This window comes from Leptospira neocaledonica, assembly GCF_002812205.1.
Classification (GTDB): Bacteria; Spirochaetota; Leptospiria; order Leptospirales; family Leptospiraceae; genus Leptospira_B; species Leptospira_B neocaledonica.
The window spans coordinates 47,623-66,879 of record NZ_NPEA01000010.1 but is presented as its reverse complement, the minus strand read 5'-3'; the positions used below and the strand labels follow the sequence as shown (position 1 = coordinate 66,879).

The window sequence follows — 19,257 nt, the reverse complement described above, 5'->3', positions numbered from 1 at the left end:
AGCAGCTTTACGTTTTTCTTTTACTCCGCGCCTATTCCTAAATAAACTCTAACTTTTTCGGATTCGAATTTTGCAGCTGCAGTTTCATCCGGAAACAGTTTAGAAAAAATAAATGCAGAAACAAACGCCAAAGACATAGAAACGATCGCAGGATTTTTTAAAGGGAAGATTGCCTGATCGAATTTGAAAACATCCACCCAAACAGTAGGGCTAAATATTATAAATAAAGTCGCAGAGACCGAACCGATCAGAATGGAGAACACTCCGCCTACCGTGCTGAAATTCTTCCATAGAATGGATAAGAATAATGCCGGAAAATTTCCGCTGGCTGCGATCGCAAATGCCAAACCTACCATGAAAGCCACATTCTGATCCTTGAATAAGATCCCAAGGAGAATGCTCACTATACTGAAGACGACGGTTGCTTTTTTAGCAACGGAGACTTGGTCCTTTTCGGTTGCTTTACCTTCTGTGAATACATTGAAATAAAGATCGTGAGAGATGGTAGAAGCGGCAGCTAATGTTAGGCCTGCAACCACTGCAAGAATGGTAGCAAAAGCGACTGCCGCGATAAATCCTAAGAAGGGAGTTCCCCCTAATAGTTCGGCCAAAAGTGCGGCTGCCATATTTCCACCCTTGTCTATACCCGCGATCTGTTCTCTTCCGATGAGGACTGCAGCCGCAAACCCCACGATTGGAATGATGATATAAAAATATCCGATAAAGGTCGTGGCATAAGCAACGGATTTTCTGGCTTCTTTCGCGTCAGGCACCGTATAAAATCTCATTAGAATATGAGGCAATCCTAATAGACCAAACATTAAAGCAAGTCCCAAGGAAATAGAATCAATCGGACTCGCTGCAAATCCTCCCGGTTCTAAAGCTGCTCTTCCAAATTTAGTCTCTACTTCGGAGAATAAATTTTCTAGGCTGAAACCGAATTGAGCCAAGGATAAAATTACAAGTAGGGTAACACCGAAAAGTAAAAGACAGGCTTTGATGATCTGGACCCAAGTGGTTGCTATCATTCCTCCAAACAAAACATATAGAAGCATTACCCCGCCCACGATCACAACAGCCAGCTCATAGGGAAGGCCGAACATAAGATTGATCAACTTTCCGGAACCGACAATCTGAGCGATAGAGTAGGTAATTGTTACTAAGATTCCACCGATAGAAGCAACGATTCGTATCGGTTTTTGTTTTAAACGAAAAGCTAATACGTCTGCAAAAGTGTATTTTCCTAAATTACGTAATGGTTCCGCTAAAAGGAACATGAGTGCGGGCCAACCCACAAGCCAGCCGACTGCATAGATGATCCCATCGTAACCTTTCAAGGCTACCATGCCTGAAATTCCCAAGAAGGAAGCCGCGGACATGAAGTCTCCTGAAAGAGCCAGACCGTTTTGAAAGCCTGTAATCGATCTTCCAGCTGCATAAAACTCACTGGAAGTTTTGGTCTTTTTAGCAGCCCAATAAGTAATTCCCAATGTAAGAACTACGAATATAACGAAGAATAGAACTGAGATAAAATTCGGCTGGCCTAAAGAGGATTCCATTATTTATTCTCCGATTCTAATTTAGATTTTAATACTTCTACTTCTCGGTCGTAATAACTGTTGGCCCAAAAAACGTATATGAATGTGAGTAACCAAGAAAACAAGATCACTGATGCGCCTGCATATAACCCGTAGTTGCCGGTACCCATTTTTTGAGTGATCCATTCCTTTTTTAAGGCAATGATCAGTATAAATCCATAATAGTTTAGGAATAGGAAAAACAGTAAAACGAAACTAACTGTCCATCTAGTTCGAACTAATTTTTTAAACTCGATGGATTCTATCAATTGATGAGCTTTTATCTTCATGTTGAAGTCCTTGGAACGGCGGAGAGAATAGAATTATACCGCAGGTTGGCAAGGAGAAAAGAAAATTAAAAATAAATATTAGCCCACTATTAATTTTGAGGCAAACAAGATGTTAAGTTCAATAATCCGGTTTTCTTTCCGTATGATACTAGATACTTATTTTCTTCGATTGGTTTTTCTATGGCTTCGAAAATCGGAGGAGTGATAGAATTTCCGGATTTGTCTATAAATCCGTATTTTCCATTTACCATCACAATAGCGATACCGTTTACGAAAGGTTGTAACTCATCTGCAGTGAAATTTCCTGAAATCCGATTTCCTTCGGTATCTACATAGATTTCCTTTTCCCCCTCTTTTGCTATAAAAACTCCGGATGTAAAAATCCTAATGTTTTGATAAGGGAGTTCCTTTTCCGTTTTACTTGCGATGTTGATTAGATAGTATTTACCATCATCATTTTTCTCATTGGATCCCGACCTCTTTAAGATCAAATATCCGTTGTCGTAAAAGGAATCATGGAGGGAATCTTTCGAGCTGAATAATATTTCACCTTTCGGGCTAATGATTTGACTAGTGCCTTCTTTTAAGCTTGCTAAGATGATATTCCCATCCTTTTGTTCGGAGACACGATCGAAGGCGAACGGTCGAATCGGTTTGAAATTAGCATTCAATACGTATATATAAGAAGATTTTTTACCGCTGCTATTATAAGCTTCATATAAGAAATTATTGATTTTGTCTATTCCCGTCCCCTGGAATATTTCTTTTCCAGAAGTATCTATTATGTAGGGCTTTTTATCCCGGTACACCTTCGCAAAACCATCGGAAAACGGCCAAGCTTGTTCATATTGGAATGGGATCTTCACTTTTCCTTCATGATCAATAAAGCCGTATTTGCCGTTTAGTTTTACCAGACCTAAACCGTCTGAAAATTTTCTTCCAGTTTCATATATAAAGTCTGAGAGCAGCTGCCCTTTTTTGTCTATGTAAGTGAATTTCATACCTATTTCCACTGCGGCGTGGCCTTCCGAAAAACCGGAAGTGAAACCGTCGAATGAAAGAGGGGATAAAGGTTCTTCTTTGTCGTTGATAAAATGATATTTATGAAAACCGTATTGGTTATTTGGCGAACTACTTACTAAGAGTATACCTTCCGAGTAGGAAAATATACCGCTGTAGGAGATCGGGATTTTGATTTTTTTCTCTTTTAGATCTAATATACCCCAGGTACACCCCCAGCTGTCCCTCTTACATACCGCCAAAGATTCAGGTTCCGCTTCGAAATAAGTATATTTGTCGTAGGTTTCATTTCCTATCCGTTTACCCGCTATATCGTAGATATCGTAATAACCGTATCCTTCGTCTCCCGCGATTCTATCGTACGCGACAATTACGTTAGGATAGATAGAGAAGTTCTCATATCCTTTGGAGATAAGGATATCTCCGTCGAGAGTTGCTAACCCACTCTTGAATTTCCTCGTAAATGCCAGATATGCTGGCTGCTCCGGTCCAAATCTTGCAAAACTCAAATTTTCACCGAGTAATTTTATACCAGGAATTTTAGAATTGGATGGGACCAGAGTTATATAATTTAGTTCCCCTTGATAATCGGCCTTCGGTTCAAATTGTGTTGTACATGCATGGTTGGAACTTCTGCCATAAACATTGAAAAAAATCCAAAGACAAACTAAAACTGCAAAAAATGCAGCGAAGATTTTGAATTTCCCGGACCGGACCCAGCTTAAAAGTTCAGAATTTTTTTCTGTCATTCAATTTAAAATCCATTTATCTCAAACAGGACTCTAAATCTAAAAGTCCGGATTGTTTATCTTTAACGACTATATATTTTCCATCGATATTTTCGCCAATCTTATCGAAAATTGGCGGAATTACAAATGCACCTGATTTATCTATCATTCCGTATTTTTGGTCGATTTCGACGGAAGCTAGTCCATTATTAAATTGAGAAAAGGTTTTGATTGATGAAGTCGCTGGGATTTTTTCTAAAAGAACATTCATATAATATTTTTTGTCATTTTCATGAACTAGAAAGATACCTTCCCTAAAATATTCTATTTCGCCAGCAGGAATTGTCTTTTGAGATTTATCTTTAATATTGATCAGATAATTTTTGTTAGAAGAATTGTCTGGTTCTTGATCTGGGTACTCAGGAATTTTCGAGATAAAATAGCCGTTATCGTATTGTACTTGGTGTAGAGGATTTTTAGTCGTGAACAGTATTTCTCCCTTCGCGTTAAGGATGAAATTAGGATTTCTTTTTTCAGTTTCCACTATAATATTTCCGTCAGCTTGATTCCGAACATATGATATATTTGTGTGGAGTATATTTTTTCCATTCCAGTCTAATAAAGCGACAGGAGCGGAATTATTCTTGAAGGCTAATATTAAAAATTCATTGTATTTGTCTATGTTGTCGTAACCCGAACTTATTTTTTCTCCGGAGGTATCAATTAAATATTTTTTTCCGTTCTGTAATACGACGGTTCTGCCATTGTAGAAATAATCTTCTCTATCAAATTGAGCTGGAATTTGTAGATTTCCTTTTCGATCAATATATCCGTATTTACCATTTAAGCAAACTAAAGCTAAGCCCTCATGAAAATCACCAGCAGCTTCAAAAATGAAGTCTGTTATAAGATTTCCTTTTCTATCTATATAAGCATATTTATCGTCTCTTCCGACAGTAGCCAACCCCTCGGAAAAATTTCTTGCGGAGTTGAAAGTTAGGGGGAAAACGGACTCATTATTTTCGTTTATATAAAAAGTTTTTCTATCCTTTCTTACTATGAATAAACCTTCTTCAGCCGAACGGATTTCATCATAAGTAGGCGGTATTTGAAATTTTCTCTCTTTAAGATTATAAACTCCTTCCAAATCTTCTACAGAAACAATTATGAGATCCGGAGAATTTATTTCTGTGTGTGAAATTCTTCTGAAACCCTGGTCCGATATTTGTCTTCCGTTTAAATCGAAGATATGATAATCGATCGGTGGATTTTTTGAATTTGAGGCAACTACGGCTTTTCCAGGTATTACATATATATCCCGAAGATAATTCGGGAGTAAAATTACTTGGCCATCTCCACCTAACAGGCCGTACGCAGATTTTCGATAATAGGTTAGATAATTTTTATTGGGTCGTGAATTTATATAAAGAAAATCTAAAAAATCACCAATCAGTTTAATATCTGGAATTTTCCGGTTTGATGATTTTAGGACGACAAAGCTAATATCTGATTCCGATCCAGCGGCATACTCGAAGTTAGTTGTACAAGAGTGATTCGAAGTGGTATTTAAAAAGAAAATATAATATATTCCCAGCGTGATGCTTAAAAGGATTAAACCCGAAAAAATTTTAAACCTTAAAGAATGAAACACCGCGGGAATTTGTGATAGATTCGGCATATCTTCAGTTCAGAATAATCCGTTAATCCCGTTTATATTAACTGTTTTGATAATCTCTTTTTCCTGTTCGGTTTCCGCTACTTTCCAAGTGACTCCAGTTGGAGTGGAAAGTAGACTTCTTCCTATTCTTTTTTTGCCGAAAGGAATGCCGTAACCGGAACTACGCACTAAAAACATTCCGTATTGAGAGGAAAGATCCGCGTAATTTTTTAGGTCTTGAGAATAGTTCGTACCGTTATCCGAAACAGAATCCAGATGGAACGCTAAATTGATCCTATCCGATTTTAATTTTTCCAGTTTGGATTTATCTTGGATCTCTTTGCCTGCAAAGATCCCGAAACGAAATCCTCCTAGAATGAGAGAATCTTCTCCCGAACCCGGAATCGCAGGAGAATCTTCGGAGGATAATCCTTTTACATCGTACCAATCCACTAATACTATGTTTTGTATGATCGGAATGGAGAATCTTAACTGACCTTCGTCGTCTCTTCTGAACATTCCTCCGCCAAAGATTGCTCCTTTATAAACTTCTGAGATTGCATAGATCTCGTCTAAAAAAGTTTTCGCACGAGAAGCTAAGGATTCAGGAGAACCGTTTCCTCCTCCCGGAAAGTATAATGGAAGAATGAGGAAATCCGATTTTTCCTTAGAAAGTTTGGCTCTTTGTTCAGGAGAAACCGGTTGGGATAGATCCTTTTGGAAAAGGGTAATTTTTACTGAGGTCACTCTTTACCTGCGACTTTGAATTTAATCGGAAAGTATGGAAGGGTCCACACCGAAACTATCGTCTTCTCCGTCGCCGGACTCGGCCCCAGGAGCTAATATTTCTGCTTCCGGAGCAGCACTTGCAGCCTTGATACCGAATTCTTTTTCCATCTCTTCAGCAGAAAGTTCAGGAACTCCACCGAAAAGATCTCCGTTTTCCAAACGTTCGGAAAACGCCAGAGCATAACAATAAGATTCCATAATACACTGCTTTATAGGTTTCTTATTCAATCTCTTTTTGGATTCCATTAGATCGAAAGTCATTAAAGTTTCCATATTGGTAACGATCTCTTTTTTCCCTTTCATATCTGCGATAAGTTTGGAAAGAAGTTCCGCTCCCTTCTGGAAAAAATCCTTGGCGGTAACTCTTACGTTACGCGACTGTTGGCTTCTTTTAGTTTCCAAGGCGGAGGTCTTTTTGGATGCTTCGATATAATTTGCGCCCGGATTTTTAAGATGGTTTTCTAGTTCTTTATAATACTGGTCGTAGATCCTGAATTGTTCGTGGATCCCTCTGGTGGTCTCGTAAAGATCGATTAGTTTTTCACGATAATCCATTTTGGATCCGCCCACGATGGTGGGTTTCAGATCTATTTTTTTAGTCGTCATTACGAATGAATATTCTTCGTCGAATTCCTTGAAGAATAACCAAGTGAGAAATGCCTTATCTCCGGCAGGGATAATATCGTGCTCTCCTCTGGTATCATGACGTTTTCTTAATTGATCCAAAGATAAAGATCTCATAAGTTTTAGGCCGTATTTTAGCTCTTTGCTGAGGCCTTCTTCCGGATCGATCGGTTTTTCTTCCGGTGCTTCTTCCGTATCTTCCTCTTCTGGATGGACTCCGCCGGAGATTTCGTCTAACTCTTCGCCTTGTTTTCTTTGGCCGAGTTTCTCTTCCGGGAGAATTCCCAGAACATTCTCCATATATGTACTCAAAAGAGGGATGTTTTTGTTCTCACTTCGAAGAATTGCAAGATAGAGTTTATCAAAAATCGTTCCGTACAGGACGTCGAATTCTTGAAGGGCTCTTTTTCTTTTGGTATTATAGACCGTAGCAGGTTTACCTTCCAGTTTTTCCAGAGCCTGGTATCCCAAGGTCACTGCTTTCACGTAAGAACCCTGGAAAGGATACATATAATACAATTTTTTGAATATAGAATAAAGAGGTTGTCTCACTCTAGTAACAGAAACCGGAAGATCGGGGGCTGCATTATGCCCTTCGAGAAGCTGGTTTAGCTCGTTGCTATCGTAGGCTTTGTGCATTCTACCCAAAAGTTCGATATAGAGAGGGTTTTGTCCGTCCAGTTCCTTTGCAATCTTGGAAGCGTAGGCTGGATTTCCTAAAAGATCGTTCCCTACAAAGTTCATTTCCAGAAGAGCTTTTTTTCCGGCGATATTCAGCTCGGACATAAAAGCGGGGAGAAGGTCGCTAGAAGAAAATGACGTTACGCGGGAGATCCAACATTTGAATCGGACCGCCATACGATTGAAAAAATTTCCCATCTCATCTTCTAAAGCTTTACGATCCATAATCGGATTCGGTTTAGAAGTTGTTACTTTTGCAGGAGGTTTTCCCGATTTAGAAGATTGGTTCTGTCTCGGGTCTCTTCCCCCGGCTTGGCTTCTTGCACCTTGGCGGACCTGGGGTTGTTCTTTTTGTTTGCGAAGAGCTTCTTCCCGTTTTTTATCCTTATCGGAGACAACTTTTCCCCCGGCGGACTGAAACTTATCGAACATTTCCCGCCTGGCTTTATCATCTAGGTTATTAGCACCGATAGTTTTTCTGGTTTTATCGAATTCGGACATGGACTGGATTCCTTAGAAACCGCTCTGATTGTATCTTGGCTTTCTGGCGAAATAAATCAACAAAGATACTTATTTCTTGACATACTCTGAATTCCTGGGCCTGTTATTTTCCCATGATTCTTAAAAGTCTCGCCCGAGAAAATCACCTGGTACTTTCAGTCCAGGAGGATATCTTGATGGATAATTCCCGGGACTTTTACCTCGAGTTTGAGGAGAGTGTTCGGGAGGGATATCCCCCTGTGGTTAGCTTTCATTTGGGCCTCGTAAAGTTTATCGACTCTTCTGGGATAGGCATTATAATCAAAGTCCGAAATCAGATCCGGGACCATAAGGGAACAGTGAATATATTCGGGCTAAATAAGTCCCTTCATTCCGTTTTTAGGCTTTCCGGTCTAGATAGAATTGTAAATCTGTACACCATCGAAGAATTTCTGGAGAAATACCCCGACTTTCGGGAATTTCTGACGGTAGAATGAACCGGAAACTCTTCTAAAAAGTTCCAACAATTAGATGAACCAATTCGGCAAGAGTCCTGTAATGAATTTTTCACTTTTAGATCTTATGAAGGGAAAAGCTCTCCGTACTTCCCTAATCCTTTTTTTAGCATTTAGTTTCTCCGGATGTTATCCTTATTTTTTCAAGGATCGAATGTTCCGTTCAGAAGGGATGGGATTTTTCACCATAGACGTTTCTGATCTATCCGATTTTGATAAAACTTCTAAGAACGAATATAAATTGGAACATCCGATCCAATTGGATCAGGCCAAAATTAAAGACTATTTTGGAAATTTAAGATATTCTAAACGTTCTTCCGTAGGTTACTTTTCGGATTTCGTTTTTTCCGACCATGAATTGGACCTACTCGCAAGGGATCTTCCTTATACTCTCAAAAATCTCCCGGAGGATAAACTTCTTCTTATCATTTCCAAGTACGATGATACACAATCGGTAATTTCTTTTGACGAGGTTACCAGTTGTCTTCTTTGGGCAGGAGAAGGTAAGATCAATCTTCTATTCGGTCGTATTAAACGTGAGCTTGTGGATAGGGATGCCGCCCTGGATTTTAGCCGTTGGACCCGGATCGAAAAGATCAAATTGGCTCACGGTTTTGACGGAACTGAGATTTCAGAAGGAGAGAACGTGGACTTTGGGCAGATTGACGGACTTCCATTGCGCAAATGGGTCGTGTTCGATTTGAAAAACCCGAGCAAATACAAGTTCACTCCTAGAAAGCAGTACCAACCTGTTAAACTTACCGACGAGAATGATAGACCTTGATCCGATAAGGGCAGGAAGATGGATCCGGAATATTGCTGTTTAAACCCTTCTACCACGGATCCTAAAGACTTAATTTCTTTCGAATATATTAATCCTGAAGTTTTGGATCTGATCAAAAAAGACCCGAGATTTCAGGAGGGTAGCCAAATGATTTCCTTAGGAGAATTGAACCTGGCTACTATGAAATATATCCAGGGCATGATCCAAAAGGAAACTTCTGAGCTGAGTTCCTTGGAAGAAGAAGTAAAAAACAGCCTGGAAAATCAGGAGCTGATCTCGGAGGATCTCAATCAAACTTTTCAGTCGGGATTGACATTCGGGCAAAAGGTTGCGGATAAGGTCGCCGACTTCGGTGGAAGTTGGACGTTTATACTTTTATTCGGATTATCCATGACCATTTGGATAGGGATCAATGCGTTCTTTTCACTATGGAAATTCGATCCTTATCCATTCATTTTATTAAATTTAATCTTATCTACTTTAGCTGCTATCCAGGCACCTATCATCATGATGAGCCAGAACAGGCAAGAAGCAAAGGATAGAGCCCGCTCCGAGATGGATTATAAGATCAATCTAAAGGCGGAATTGGAGATCCGACATCTGCATGAAAAGATAGATCATATTCTCAAAAACCAATGGAGAAGGTTGACTGAGATCCAGCAAATCCAGATGCAGATGATGCAAATATTAGGAAATCGTAAATAAAGAATACTGTAACTTACGATGTATGGCGGCCTTAGACGGCCGCTGCACAACGTTTACAAAGACCATTATGTCTTTCTTCTGCCGGGTGTCTCCAACAGCGGGGACACTCTTCTTCCTTCGGTTTTAATATTCGAACTGAAAAATGTTCGTCGGAATATTCGGACAGTTGTTCTCTATCCGATTTTTCGAAACCTACTTGAGAAACCGTAAAGATCAACTCCAGAATATCTAAAGAAAAATCTTTTTGAAGTTTATTCTCCGCTTTGGAGGAAATTTCCACTGCGGCTTCTAAAGATTTTCCTAATTTGCCGGCCTGTCTTGCTAACTCCAAGGATTTGTGAACCGTTTCCCTTGCCGCCAATGCTTCTTCGAACTTGGCTTCTAGTTCCTTGTTTCTCAAAGAAGAAAGATCCGGGAATTCTTCCGTAAATATAGATTCTTTTTTGCCGTTCTCTTTCCAAACTTCTTCGGTGGTGAAACTTAAAATTGGGGCGGAGAATACACAAAGAGTTTCTAATACGATTTGAAGTGCAGTACAAGAAGATCTTCTGGTTTTGGAATCTCTACGATCGCAGTACATTCTGTCTCGGATCATCTCGAAATAATCTTGGGAAAGTGTAACTGTGCAGAATAGCAGAAGTTTTTGATATACTTGGTGGAATTGATAATTCTCGTAATGGTTTTTCAGTTCTTCCGAGAGTTGTGCCAGTTTGGATAGATAATATTTATCCACTTCTTCCAGATCGGAAACGTTTAAACTTTGGCCTGTGGAATGTCCTGCCAAATTTCCTAAAAGATATCTGAATGTGTTTCTGATCTTTCTATAATTATCGGCAATGATTTTGAGTCCTTCTTTTCCGACTCTTACATCGTCTCTGAAGTCCTGGGAGCTCACCCAAAGTCTGAGTATATCCGCTCCGTATACATTGATGATATCGGTGGTAGGATCTATTCCGTTGCCCAAAGACTTGGACATGGCTCTTCCTTGTTCATCCAAAACATATCCATGAGTTAGAACCGATTTGTAAGGAGCGATCCCGCGTAATGCCATGGAAGGCCAGAGGCTAGATTGGAACCAACCTCTATGTTGATCGGAACCTTCCAGATATAGATCTGCGGGAGGTTCGTTGCCTCTTTCTTTTAATACCGCAAAGTTGGAGACTCCGGAATCGAACCAAACGTCCAAGATGTCCTTTCCCTTTCTGAAAGAAGAAGATCCGCATTTGGAACATTTTGTCCCAGGAGGAAGAAGTGAATCCGCAGGCTCACTATACCAGATTTCTATCCCTTTTGTTCTTACAAGGTCGGTGAAGAACTTTACGGATTTTGCATCTAGATGAGTTTCATTACAATTTTCGCAAGTGAACGCCGGGATGGGAACTCCCCAGTTTCTCTGTCTAGAAAGACACCAGTCCGGTCTAGTCTCCACCATGGAGCGGATCCTTGTGATTCCCCAGTTCGGGATCCAACTTACTTTGTCGATGGCCTCTAAGGATTTTTCCCTGAGCTGTTGGTAATCCATTTGGAAAAACCATTGCGGCGTAGCGCGAAAGATTAAAGGTTTCTTACTTCTCCAGCTATGAGGATAACTATGCTCGAATTCAGAATAATGAAGGAGTAGATTTTTTTCACGAAGTAATTCTACGATCTTAGGATTTGCATCCCAAACTTTGATCCCTTTCATCATCGGGAATTCGTCCGTATATCTACCGTAATCGTCTACGGGAGAATAAGGTTCTAAACCTGCAGCTAATCCGATCTTATAGTCGTCTTGTCCATGACCTGGGGCAGTATGGACTGCTCCTGTTCCTGCATCCAAAGTCACATGTTCTCCGAAGAGAGGAATAGAATCCTGATCTAAGAAAGGATGACGAAATAACATTTTAGAAAGAGTATCTTGGGAAACCGATTCTTTCTTGGTGAGTTGGACTTCAGCAGCTTTTTCTACAGCTTCTTTTAGTCCGTCTGCAATGAGTAATTCTTCTCCGTTAGGAGTTGTATAAAATGAATATGCGAACTTAGGATTGAAACTAATCGCTAAGTTTGCAGGAAGAGTCCAAGGAGTAGTTGTCCAGATCAGGCAGAATTTTCCGGGCTGCCCTTTGATCGGAAATTTTACGTAGATAGACGGAGACTTATGAGGATAATATTCTATCTCCGCTTCCGCATGGGCAGTCGCAAGTTCTATACACCAGTAAACCGGTTTTTTACCTCTGTATACATACCCTTTTTCGAATAGATCTCCGAAAACTTCTACAATTTTTGCCTCGAAATCGGGGCTCATCGTTTTATAGATCTTACCTTCTTCCCAAAAACATAAGAATCTAGAAAGGTCTTGTCCTTGCTTTTGAACCCATTGTTCCGCGTATTCTCTACAAAGTTTTCTTAATTCTTCCGGGCCGATCTCTTTTGCTTTTTTACCTAAGTTCTTGAGTACCTGCACTTCGATAGGAAGACCATGGCAGTCCCAGCCAGGAATCATATCAGTTTGGTAGCCTGCAAAAAATTTGGACTTAACTATCATGTCCTTTAGGATTTTGTTAAGTGCATGGCCAGTATGAAAGTTCCCGTTTGCATAAGGAGGCCCGTCATGAAGAATGAACTGAGGACGATCCTTTCTTTTTTCCTGCATCTTGCGCAGTATTTTTTCGGACTGCCAGGTTTTGATCTGGTCAGGCTCTCTCGTGGAAAGCCCTGCCTTCATAGGGAAATCCGTTCGAGGTAATATTACGGTATTTGAATATGGATTCTTCTTATCTTCTTCTTTCATTGGATTAAAATTCTATCTTCACTTTTGGGAGAAGTTTTCTTGCAGATTCTATCTGAGAGGGTTTTAATCCCGTTTCTTTGAGGATCAGCAGTCTTAATTTGGGATGACTTGCCAGAAATCCAAAGTTTTTAGGAAATGCCGCGATTTTTCTATTTCTCGCCAGGTCCAAAACCTCTAGTTTCGGAAATCCCATTAGGATGTCTATATCGGATTCTTTGAGTTCTATCTTATTCGAATCTAAGTAGATTGCTTCGATAGGAGTTCCGGTCAGCTCGGAAGGAATTCCTTCTAAGTCGTTATTTCCCGCGAAAAAAAATCTGAGTTTCGAAAGTTTAGAAATGGAGGCGGGGAGTTTTTCTATATCGTTTCCATATATATTCAAATGTTCTAAATTACTCCAGCTCCCAGTATTTTCAGGAAGAGAAGTAAGTTCGTTCATTCTTAAATCCAGCCATTTCAGGTTCGGAAAATTGAATAGTGCGGGAGGAACTGTTCCTAGTTTGCCCAGACCCAAATCCAATTTTTCGACTGAGTTCGGATTTTTTGCGGCTTCGTTTAAAATTTCAGAAGCAGGGCGTCTGCAATCTGAAATAATAAATGCAGCACCAAGGATTAAATAGGCGATACCGACCTTCTGGATGGTTCTCATTTGAATATTTCCTCTAAGCCTGATTCATACACCGGTTTTAGTTCGTTCGAAGAGACAGAAATTCCGTATCCTTCTATTTGGAGTTTAGGATCCGATTCTACAGTTCCGATGGAATGAAAGTCCAGGCCCTTGGAAGTAACTAAAGTTTTGATACTTTCTTCTTTTCCTTTTTCGTAACCGATTATAACGGAGCCTGAACTTTCCCCAAAAAGTGTAAGATCCTTTCTGGATTGTTTAATCGTGCTAAGATCTGCCTTGATCCCGAGTCCGGAGAGTATTACAATTTTTGCAAGTGCCACTCCGATGCCTCCTAAGGAAAGATCCTTGGCAAAAGAAAGATTGCCGTTCTTTCTCAAAGAAACCAAAACTTCTAATAGGGATTTTTCGTCTGCAAGATCGAATTGAGGGATCTGGCCTTGGACCTTGCCTAAGAAAGCTTTTTGGTATTCGCTTCCGCCTAGGCTTGGGTTAAATTTACCTATTAGAGCCAAGGAGAGTCCCGCTTTTTTAGGGGCACCCCAGACTGCCTCTTTTTGATTATCTAAAATTCCTACCATCCCGATTGTCGGAGTAGGGAAGATCGGTCCTTCGGGTGATTCATTATAGAAGGAAACGTTTCCTCCTGTGACCGGAAGTCCTAAAAATCTACAAGCATCTCCCATTCCGCGGACACATTCAGAAAACATATAATAGTTTTCCGGTATATATGGATTTGCAAAGTTTAAGTTATTAGTCACTCCAAGCGGTTCAGCGCCTGTGACAGCGACGTTTCTTGCCGCTTCGCAGACTGCCAGTGCTGCTCCCCAATACGGATCCAAATAAGTGAATCTGGAATTACAATCAGTTGCAGTGGCCAATGCCATATCCGTATCAGGAATAGCGGATAATCCTCCATCTGCGCCTGGTCCGATCAGTTTTACAAGTCCCACTTCCGTATCATACTGCTCTATGATCGGTCTTCTGGAGGATATATTCCAAGAATTTAATAGTTTAAGCAGCTTTTTGCCGGCTTCGCTGTCTTGTAGATCAGGAGTAGAATCAGGAGTCCAAGAAGAAACTTGGTCTAAATACGCGGGACGTTTTGTCTCTCTTACATATCTAGGTGCGCCTCCGCCCAAAACTAATGTATCTGCAGGGATTTTAGCCTTTAGATTTCCATCTTTATAAACTTCTAATAGACCTGTGTCGGTAACTTCTCCGATCTGAACCGCGTTTAGATTCCATTTTTTGAATATGGCAACGAGTTCTTCTTCCTTCCCTTTTTGTGGGATAACCAACATTCTTTCTTGGCTTTCGGAAAGCATTGCTTCATAAGCATTCATTCCAGTTTCACGAAAAGGAACCAGATCCAGATTGATCTTCATTCCGGATTTTCCCTTTGCACTCATCTCGGAAGTAGCACAGGAAATTCCTGCGGCGCCCATGTCTTGGATACCTACTAAAAGTTTTTTCTGAATGGCTTCGAGGGATGCTTCCATCAGTAGTTTTTCCATAAATGGATCTCCTACTTGAACGGCGGAACGTTTTGATTCGGATTCTTTGGTCAGATCCTTGGACGCAAAAGATGCTCCATGAATACCGTCTCTTCCTGTGGTGGAACCGACGATGAATACTGCGTTACCCACCTTTCCTCCAGTGGTTGCGCTTGCCATTTGATCATGTCTGACGATCCCGACAGTCATCGCGTTCACTAAAGGGTTCTTAGAAAAACATTCGTCTATGAATAACTCTCCACCGGAGACAGCGATACCTAAAGAGTTTCCGTAATCTCCGATCCCTTTGACTGCTCTGGATAATAAGTATTTATTTCTGGGCTCGTCCGGGTTACCGAATCTAAGAGAGTTTAGAGATACGATGGGTCTTGCTCCCATTGTAAAAATATCTCTCATGATCCCGCCCACTCCTGTGGCTGCGCCTTGGTATGGCTCCACTGCAGTAGGGTGATTATGACTTTCTATTTTGAAAACAACTGCCAGTCCTTGGCCAATGTCCATGGCTCCAGCATTCTCTTCTCCGGCCTGGGCCAAAAGTTTATCAGACTTTGTAGGAAGAGTTTTTAATTGAAGGATAGAATTTTTATAAGAGCAATGTTCCGACCACATAGCGGAGAAAATCCCGAGTTCTGTAGAGTTAGGGATTCTGCCTAGGATTTCCTGGATTTTGCTAAATTCTTCTGAGGTAAGACCGTGTTCGAGAGCGTCTTGGAGGGAGACGGATTCTTTTTCCATTACGGGACCAGTTTTTCTGACTTGGCCCCCACTGAAAACTATTTTAGGGCAGAAATCACTTTCTTAGAATTTAGATATTATAGTAGTTCCTACGGTAATATAAAAGAGGCCGTTTAGAATCGTCGGATACGGCGAATAGTACTCTTCCGATCACTATGGTATGGTCCCCTCCGTCCACTTGTTTTTCCAGTTCACATTCTATCCTGGCCAAAGTGCCGTTTAAAAAAGGTGCTCCGTTATGCCCTAGATCGCAGGCTAATTTTTGGATCAGCTCATGTTTGTCTATTTTGCCGGATGCAAATTGGCTGGAAAGCTCCTGTTGGTCGGAAGACAACACATTCACTGTGAATAGACCTGAAGCGAGTAAAGGATCGTGGCTCGCTATATTCTTTTGGAGATTAAAAAGCACCAAAGGTGGATCCAAAGAAAGAGAGCTGAAACTGCTAACTGTCAGTCCTCCGGCTCTAGTCGTGTCTGAAAAAGTCACCACAGTGACACCGGATGCAAAATGAGAGAGTGAATTTTTGAATTCGTCCGCGCTGAAAGACATAGAATGAAAATAGTTTTAGAAAGAGTATTTGTAAAGTGGGAATTCTGAAAAAATATTCAGGTTTTGTTGACCGAAACCGACCTCAAGTGTAATAGAATACGCGGAGGATTTATTATGAGTATACAAGGGATCCAAGGATTGTCGGAATCTGAGATACGCTCGGAAATACAAAAGGGAGGAAAGTTCGTATATTATCTTTACACATTTTCCATTTTGATTATGACTTTCAAAAATCCTTCTAAAGTATATTTTATTCGCGCTAGGGGAAATTCCATTTTAACAGGATTGAGATTTACCGTTGTTACATTGTTTTTCGGCTGGTGGGGATTTCCTTGGGGACCGATCTATAGTATCCAATCCCTGTTTACAAATTTAAGCGGCGGGAAGGATATTACTCCCGAAGTTTTGAGTTCCTTCGGGACAGAACAAAAAATAGATACGGATCGTTTTTAAACCTTTTAGGTCTTTTTAATATCCGCCCAAGGTCTTTCTTTTTCCAATTGTCCTGCCAATCGAAAAAGTACATCTTCTCTTCCTCTTTTGGAGGTAAATAACATCCCTATCGGTAGACCAAGAGTCGTTTTGGAAAGTGGGACAGACATAGAAGGTTGTCCCGTAAGATTTGCGAGTTGTGTAAACGGAGTTCTAGAAAGATTTTTTTCCACGAGTTGGTCCACCATGCCGCTGGCCAAGAGTAATTTACCCGTTCCGATCCTTCCGATGATCTGCATTGCAATTTCTTCATATAGTTTGGGAGCAAGCTCTCCGATCTTGGCTGGAGGTTCCGCAGTAGTAGGAGTTAGATACAAATCATAACTTTCTAAAAAGGACTCCGAAATATAGGCGGCCTCGTCCCAATAGCGGATTGCAGATACAAAATCCGCTGCGGATACAGATCGCCCTAATAGCCCTAAGATCCAGGTAGTGGATTCCACATCTCCCATCCTCGCCCTTCTACCAAGCACCTTGTCTAAACGAGAGATTTCGGAAGCCACTTCTCCGAAATACATTGTCACGTAAGCTTTTGCTAAACGTTTCCCGTCGATTAGAGGAGAGCTTTCTTCCAATTTATGGCCCAGAGACTTTAAAAGTTTCACTGTGTCGTGTAACGCGTCTATATGGTCTTGATTGACCGGAGTTCCTATGGGAGAAGCAAAAGAATATGCGATCTTTAATTTGCCCGGGGATTTCTTTGCTTCGGATAGATAAGAAGTTTTATTTTTTTCTAGAGAGAATGCTTCTTCTATTCCAACTCCCGAGACTAGATCCAAAACTGCAGCGCTATCTCTCACAGATTTTGTGAGAACATGATCTTGAGAAGCTCCCTGCCAAACTCTTCCGTAAGGACGGACTGGAACTCTTCCTCTACTCGGTTTTAATCCGAATAATCCACAATAGGCAGCAGGTATCCGGATAGATCCTCCTCCATCTGAACCAGTTGCAATAGAACTCATACCGGATGCGACTGCTGCTCCTGCACCACCACTAGAACCACCAGGAGTTCTTTCAGGATCCCAAGGATTTCGAGTAGGCCCGTGGAATTTCGGCTCTGTAATTCCCATCAAAGCGAATTCAGGAACATTTGTAGTACCTATAAAAAGAAATCCTGCGTTTCTAAGTCTAGAAACAAAAACACTGTCATCGGATGGAATGTAATTTTTGTAAGCCTTGGATCCGGAAGTGATGTTTTGTCCCTTCACATGATGTAATAGATCTTTGAGCAAAAGTGGAACTCCGTAAAAGGGGCCCTTAGGTATCTTGCCTGATCTCAACTCTTCCCTTGCTTTGTCGATCGTGTTCAGAACAACAGCGTTCAGCTCCGGGTTGAATCTATCTATTTTAGCTTCAGAAAAATCTAATAATTCCTTAGGTTGGATCTTCTTTTTTCGGATCAAATCAGCAAGACCGATGGTATCATAAGAATCGAATTGGAATTTTGTACTGCTCATATTCTTCCGCCTGAAGGGATTTAGGACTCGGTCGAAGGGGCAAATCCAGGCAAGAATCCTGGGAACCATTTACCGAATAAAACGCTCTAAGGGAGAGAGGCATAAAGCTTGGCCTACTCGGGTCAAGGATATTCCCCCGCCAAAGGGAATTTTCATTTATAGAATCGCAGCTAAAATCAGGATGGGTAAATATTGGTGATCGGAATAATGGATTTATTGGCAAAATACGGCAAACTTAGACACGGAAGCTGGGCTGTGCTCGTTTTCTTCTTCAGTTTGGCGATCGAAGCCGACACCGAACTGGATAAACAGTTTTTATCTGCAGTGAAAGAAGGGGATCTCCGTAAGGTAGAGTTACTTCTAAACCAAGGTGCCACAGTAGATGCCAAGGACGACGATGGCCGCACCGCCATCATGCTGGCAGAAGGTGAGGACGTAGTCGAGTTTCTCATCAAACACGGGGCCAATATCAATGCCCAAGATGTGGATGGGAATTCAGTATTATTCTATCGTTTAATTCCTATCTTAAAAGTAAAAATTCCGGATATGGACGATCTTGCCGAGGCAAAACGCCTAATCGAGTCAGGAGCATTGGTGGAATACACCGCTCGTAAAGGAGAGGACCAAAAACCTGTCTCCCTTCTCAATATGGCGATCCGGAACCAAAGTCTTGTTTTAGTAAAATTTTTGATAGAGAACGGTGCCAATCCGAATCATGATCCGGGTGGAATTGAAGAATATCCGCTTTTCTTAGCTGTGGGAGGCGCTTCTTCTCCTTCTAATTTGGCGATCGCGGAATATCTATTATCTAACGGTTCCAAAGCTGTATTTACTAGCAGATTGAAAGATGTTCATACTCCGAACGGGACTCATCAGATTGGCGCAAGAAATGCATTTCATTATGCTACAGAACCCAAACAAACCGACCCGAAAATTTTGGATATTTTAGCAAAGGCCGGGACCAACTTAAATCATAGAGATGCAGAAGGAAAAACTCCTCTTATGGAGGCAATTCAGAGAAAAAATATTTCTGCGGCTCAGAAATTGATCCAACTAGGATCCGACCTTACACTTGCAGATAACCAGGGTAAGACGGCCTTAGATCTGTCAAAAGAATATCATCTGGATGAAATAGAGCGGATTTTAGCCGAAAAACTTTCTTCCAAGACACAATAATACAAAATCCCTTAGTATACAGTTTTTTTTAGAGTATACCTGAACCACCTTTTCGGTGTATGATGCTTTTTTCTAAAAACCTCTA

16 protein-coding genes are annotated in these 19,257 nt (G+C 40.9%); 5 read left to right on the top strand and 11 right to left on the bottom strand.

Annotation, left to right across the window (positions count from 1 at the left end):
- Positions 1-20: 20 nt before the first annotated feature.
- The 6 genes from CH365_RS17205 to CH365_RS17180 form a co-directional block, all read right to left on the bottom strand.
- Positions 21-1,559 carry a sodium:solute symporter family transporter gene (locus CH365_RS17205; protein ID WP_100769775.1) on the bottom strand — a complete coding sequence of 513 codons (1,539 nt, stop codon included), beginning with the start codon at positions 1,557-1,559 and terminating at the stop codon, positions 21-23.
- Positions 1,559-1,867, bottom strand: coding sequence for a DUF485 domain-containing protein (locus CH365_RS17200; RefSeq protein WP_100769774.1), 309 nt, complete (start codon positions 1,865-1,867; stop codon positions 1,559-1,561). Before CH365_RS17200 ends, CH365_RS17205 begins: the two co-directional genes overlap by 1 nt.
- Before the next feature lie 89 nt (positions 1,868-1,956).
- Positions 1,957-3,636 (bottom strand): WG repeat-containing protein, encoded by a 1,680-nt coding sequence (locus CH365_RS17195; protein WP_100769773.1) that lies wholly within the window; start codon positions 3,634-3,636, stop codon positions 1,957-1,959.
- A gap of 16 nt (positions 3,637-3,652) precedes the next feature.
- The gene (locus CH365_RS17190; protein WP_165782624.1) at positions 3,653-4,762 is read right to left on the bottom strand and encodes a WG repeat-containing protein; all 1,110 of its coding nucleotides are present in this window, start codon (positions 4,760-4,762) and stop codon (positions 3,653-3,655) included.
- Positions 4,763-5,302: 540 nt separating this feature from the next.
- Entirely contained in the window at positions 5,303-6,019 is a 717-nt protein-coding gene (locus tag CH365_RS17185; RefSeq protein ID WP_100769771.1) for an amidohydrolase, read from the bottom strand.
- Between the two features lie 21 nt (positions 6,020-6,040).
- On the bottom strand, positions 6,041-7,867 hold the full coding sequence (locus CH365_RS17180) for a hypothetical protein (RefSeq protein WP_100769770.1): 1,827 nt from the start codon (positions 7,865-7,867) through the stop codon (positions 6,041-6,043).
- A 113-nt stretch (positions 7,868-7,980) separates the two neighbouring features.
- Here CH365_RS17180 and CH365_RS17175 point away from each other — a divergent pair, with 113 nt between their 5' ends.
- From CH365_RS17175 to CH365_RS17165, 3 genes are all read left to right on the top strand, one after another.
- A complete protein-coding gene (locus CH365_RS17175) occupies positions 7,981-8,343 on the top strand; it encodes an STAS domain-containing protein (protein ID WP_100769769.1) in 363 nt (120 codons plus the stop codon).
- 61 nt (positions 8,344-8,404) lie between these two features.
- Positions 8,405-9,145: an LA_1326/LA_4305 family lipoprotein gene (locus CH365_RS17170; RefSeq protein WP_100769848.1), complete on the top strand. Its 741-nt coding sequence runs from the start codon at positions 8,405-8,407 to the stop codon at positions 9,143-9,145.
- Between the two features lie 18 nt (positions 9,146-9,163).
- A complete protein-coding gene (locus tag CH365_RS17165; RefSeq protein ID WP_100769768.1) occupies positions 9,164-9,850 on the top strand; it encodes a DUF1003 domain-containing protein in 687 nt (228 codons plus the stop codon).
- Between the two features lie 31 nt (positions 9,851-9,881).
- On the opposite strand, the gene ileS is transcribed toward CH365_RS17165, so the two are convergent.
- The 4 genes from ileS to CH365_RS17145 all read right to left on the bottom strand — a co-directional run bounded on the left by ileS (position 9,882) and on the right by CH365_RS17145 (position 16,047).
- Positions 9,882-12,620: an isoleucine--tRNA ligase gene (ileS, locus tag CH365_RS17160; RefSeq protein WP_100769767.1), complete on the bottom strand. Its 2,739-nt coding sequence runs from the start codon at positions 12,618-12,620 to the stop codon at positions 9,882-9,884.
- A 4-nt stretch (positions 12,621-12,624) separates the two neighbouring features.
- Positions 12,625-13,269 (bottom strand): leucine-rich repeat domain-containing protein, encoded by a 645-nt coding sequence (locus tag CH365_RS17155; RefSeq protein WP_100769766.1) that lies wholly within the window; start codon positions 13,267-13,269, stop codon positions 12,625-12,627.
- The gene (purL, locus tag CH365_RS17150; RefSeq protein WP_100769765.1) at positions 13,266-15,497 is read right to left on the bottom strand and encodes a phosphoribosylformylglycinamidine synthase subunit PurL; all 2,232 of its coding nucleotides are present in this window, start codon (positions 15,495-15,497) and stop codon (positions 13,266-13,268) included. The genes CH365_RS17155 and purL overlap by 4 nt, the downstream gene beginning before the upstream one ends.
- Positions 15,498-15,567: 70 nt before the next feature.
- On the bottom strand, positions 15,568-16,047 hold the full coding sequence (locus CH365_RS17145; RefSeq protein ID WP_100769764.1) for a flavin reductase family protein: 480 nt from the start codon (positions 16,045-16,047) through the stop codon (positions 15,568-15,570).
- Positions 16,048-16,161: 114 nt separating this feature from the next.
- On the opposite strand from CH365_RS17145, the gene CH365_RS17140 reads away from it, so the two are divergent.
- Positions 16,162-16,500, top strand: a complete 339-nt coding sequence (locus CH365_RS17140; protein WP_100769763.1) for a hypothetical protein — start codon at positions 16,162-16,164, stop codon at positions 16,498-16,500.
- Between the two features lie 5 nt (positions 16,501-16,505).
- Here CH365_RS17140 and CH365_RS17135 read toward each other — a convergent pair whose 3' ends face one another.
- On the bottom strand, positions 16,506-17,996 hold the full coding sequence (locus tag CH365_RS17135; protein ID WP_100769762.1) for an amidase: 1,491 nt from the start codon (positions 17,994-17,996) through the stop codon (positions 16,506-16,508).
- Between the two features lie 207 nt (positions 17,997-18,203).
- Here CH365_RS17135 and CH365_RS17130 point away from each other — a divergent pair, with 207 nt between their 5' ends.
- Positions 18,204-19,172 carry an ankyrin repeat domain-containing protein gene (locus CH365_RS17130; protein WP_100769761.1) on the top strand — a complete coding sequence of 323 codons (969 nt, stop codon included), beginning with the start codon at positions 18,204-18,206 and terminating at the stop codon, positions 19,170-19,172.
- Positions 19,173-19,257: the final 85 nt, after the last annotated feature.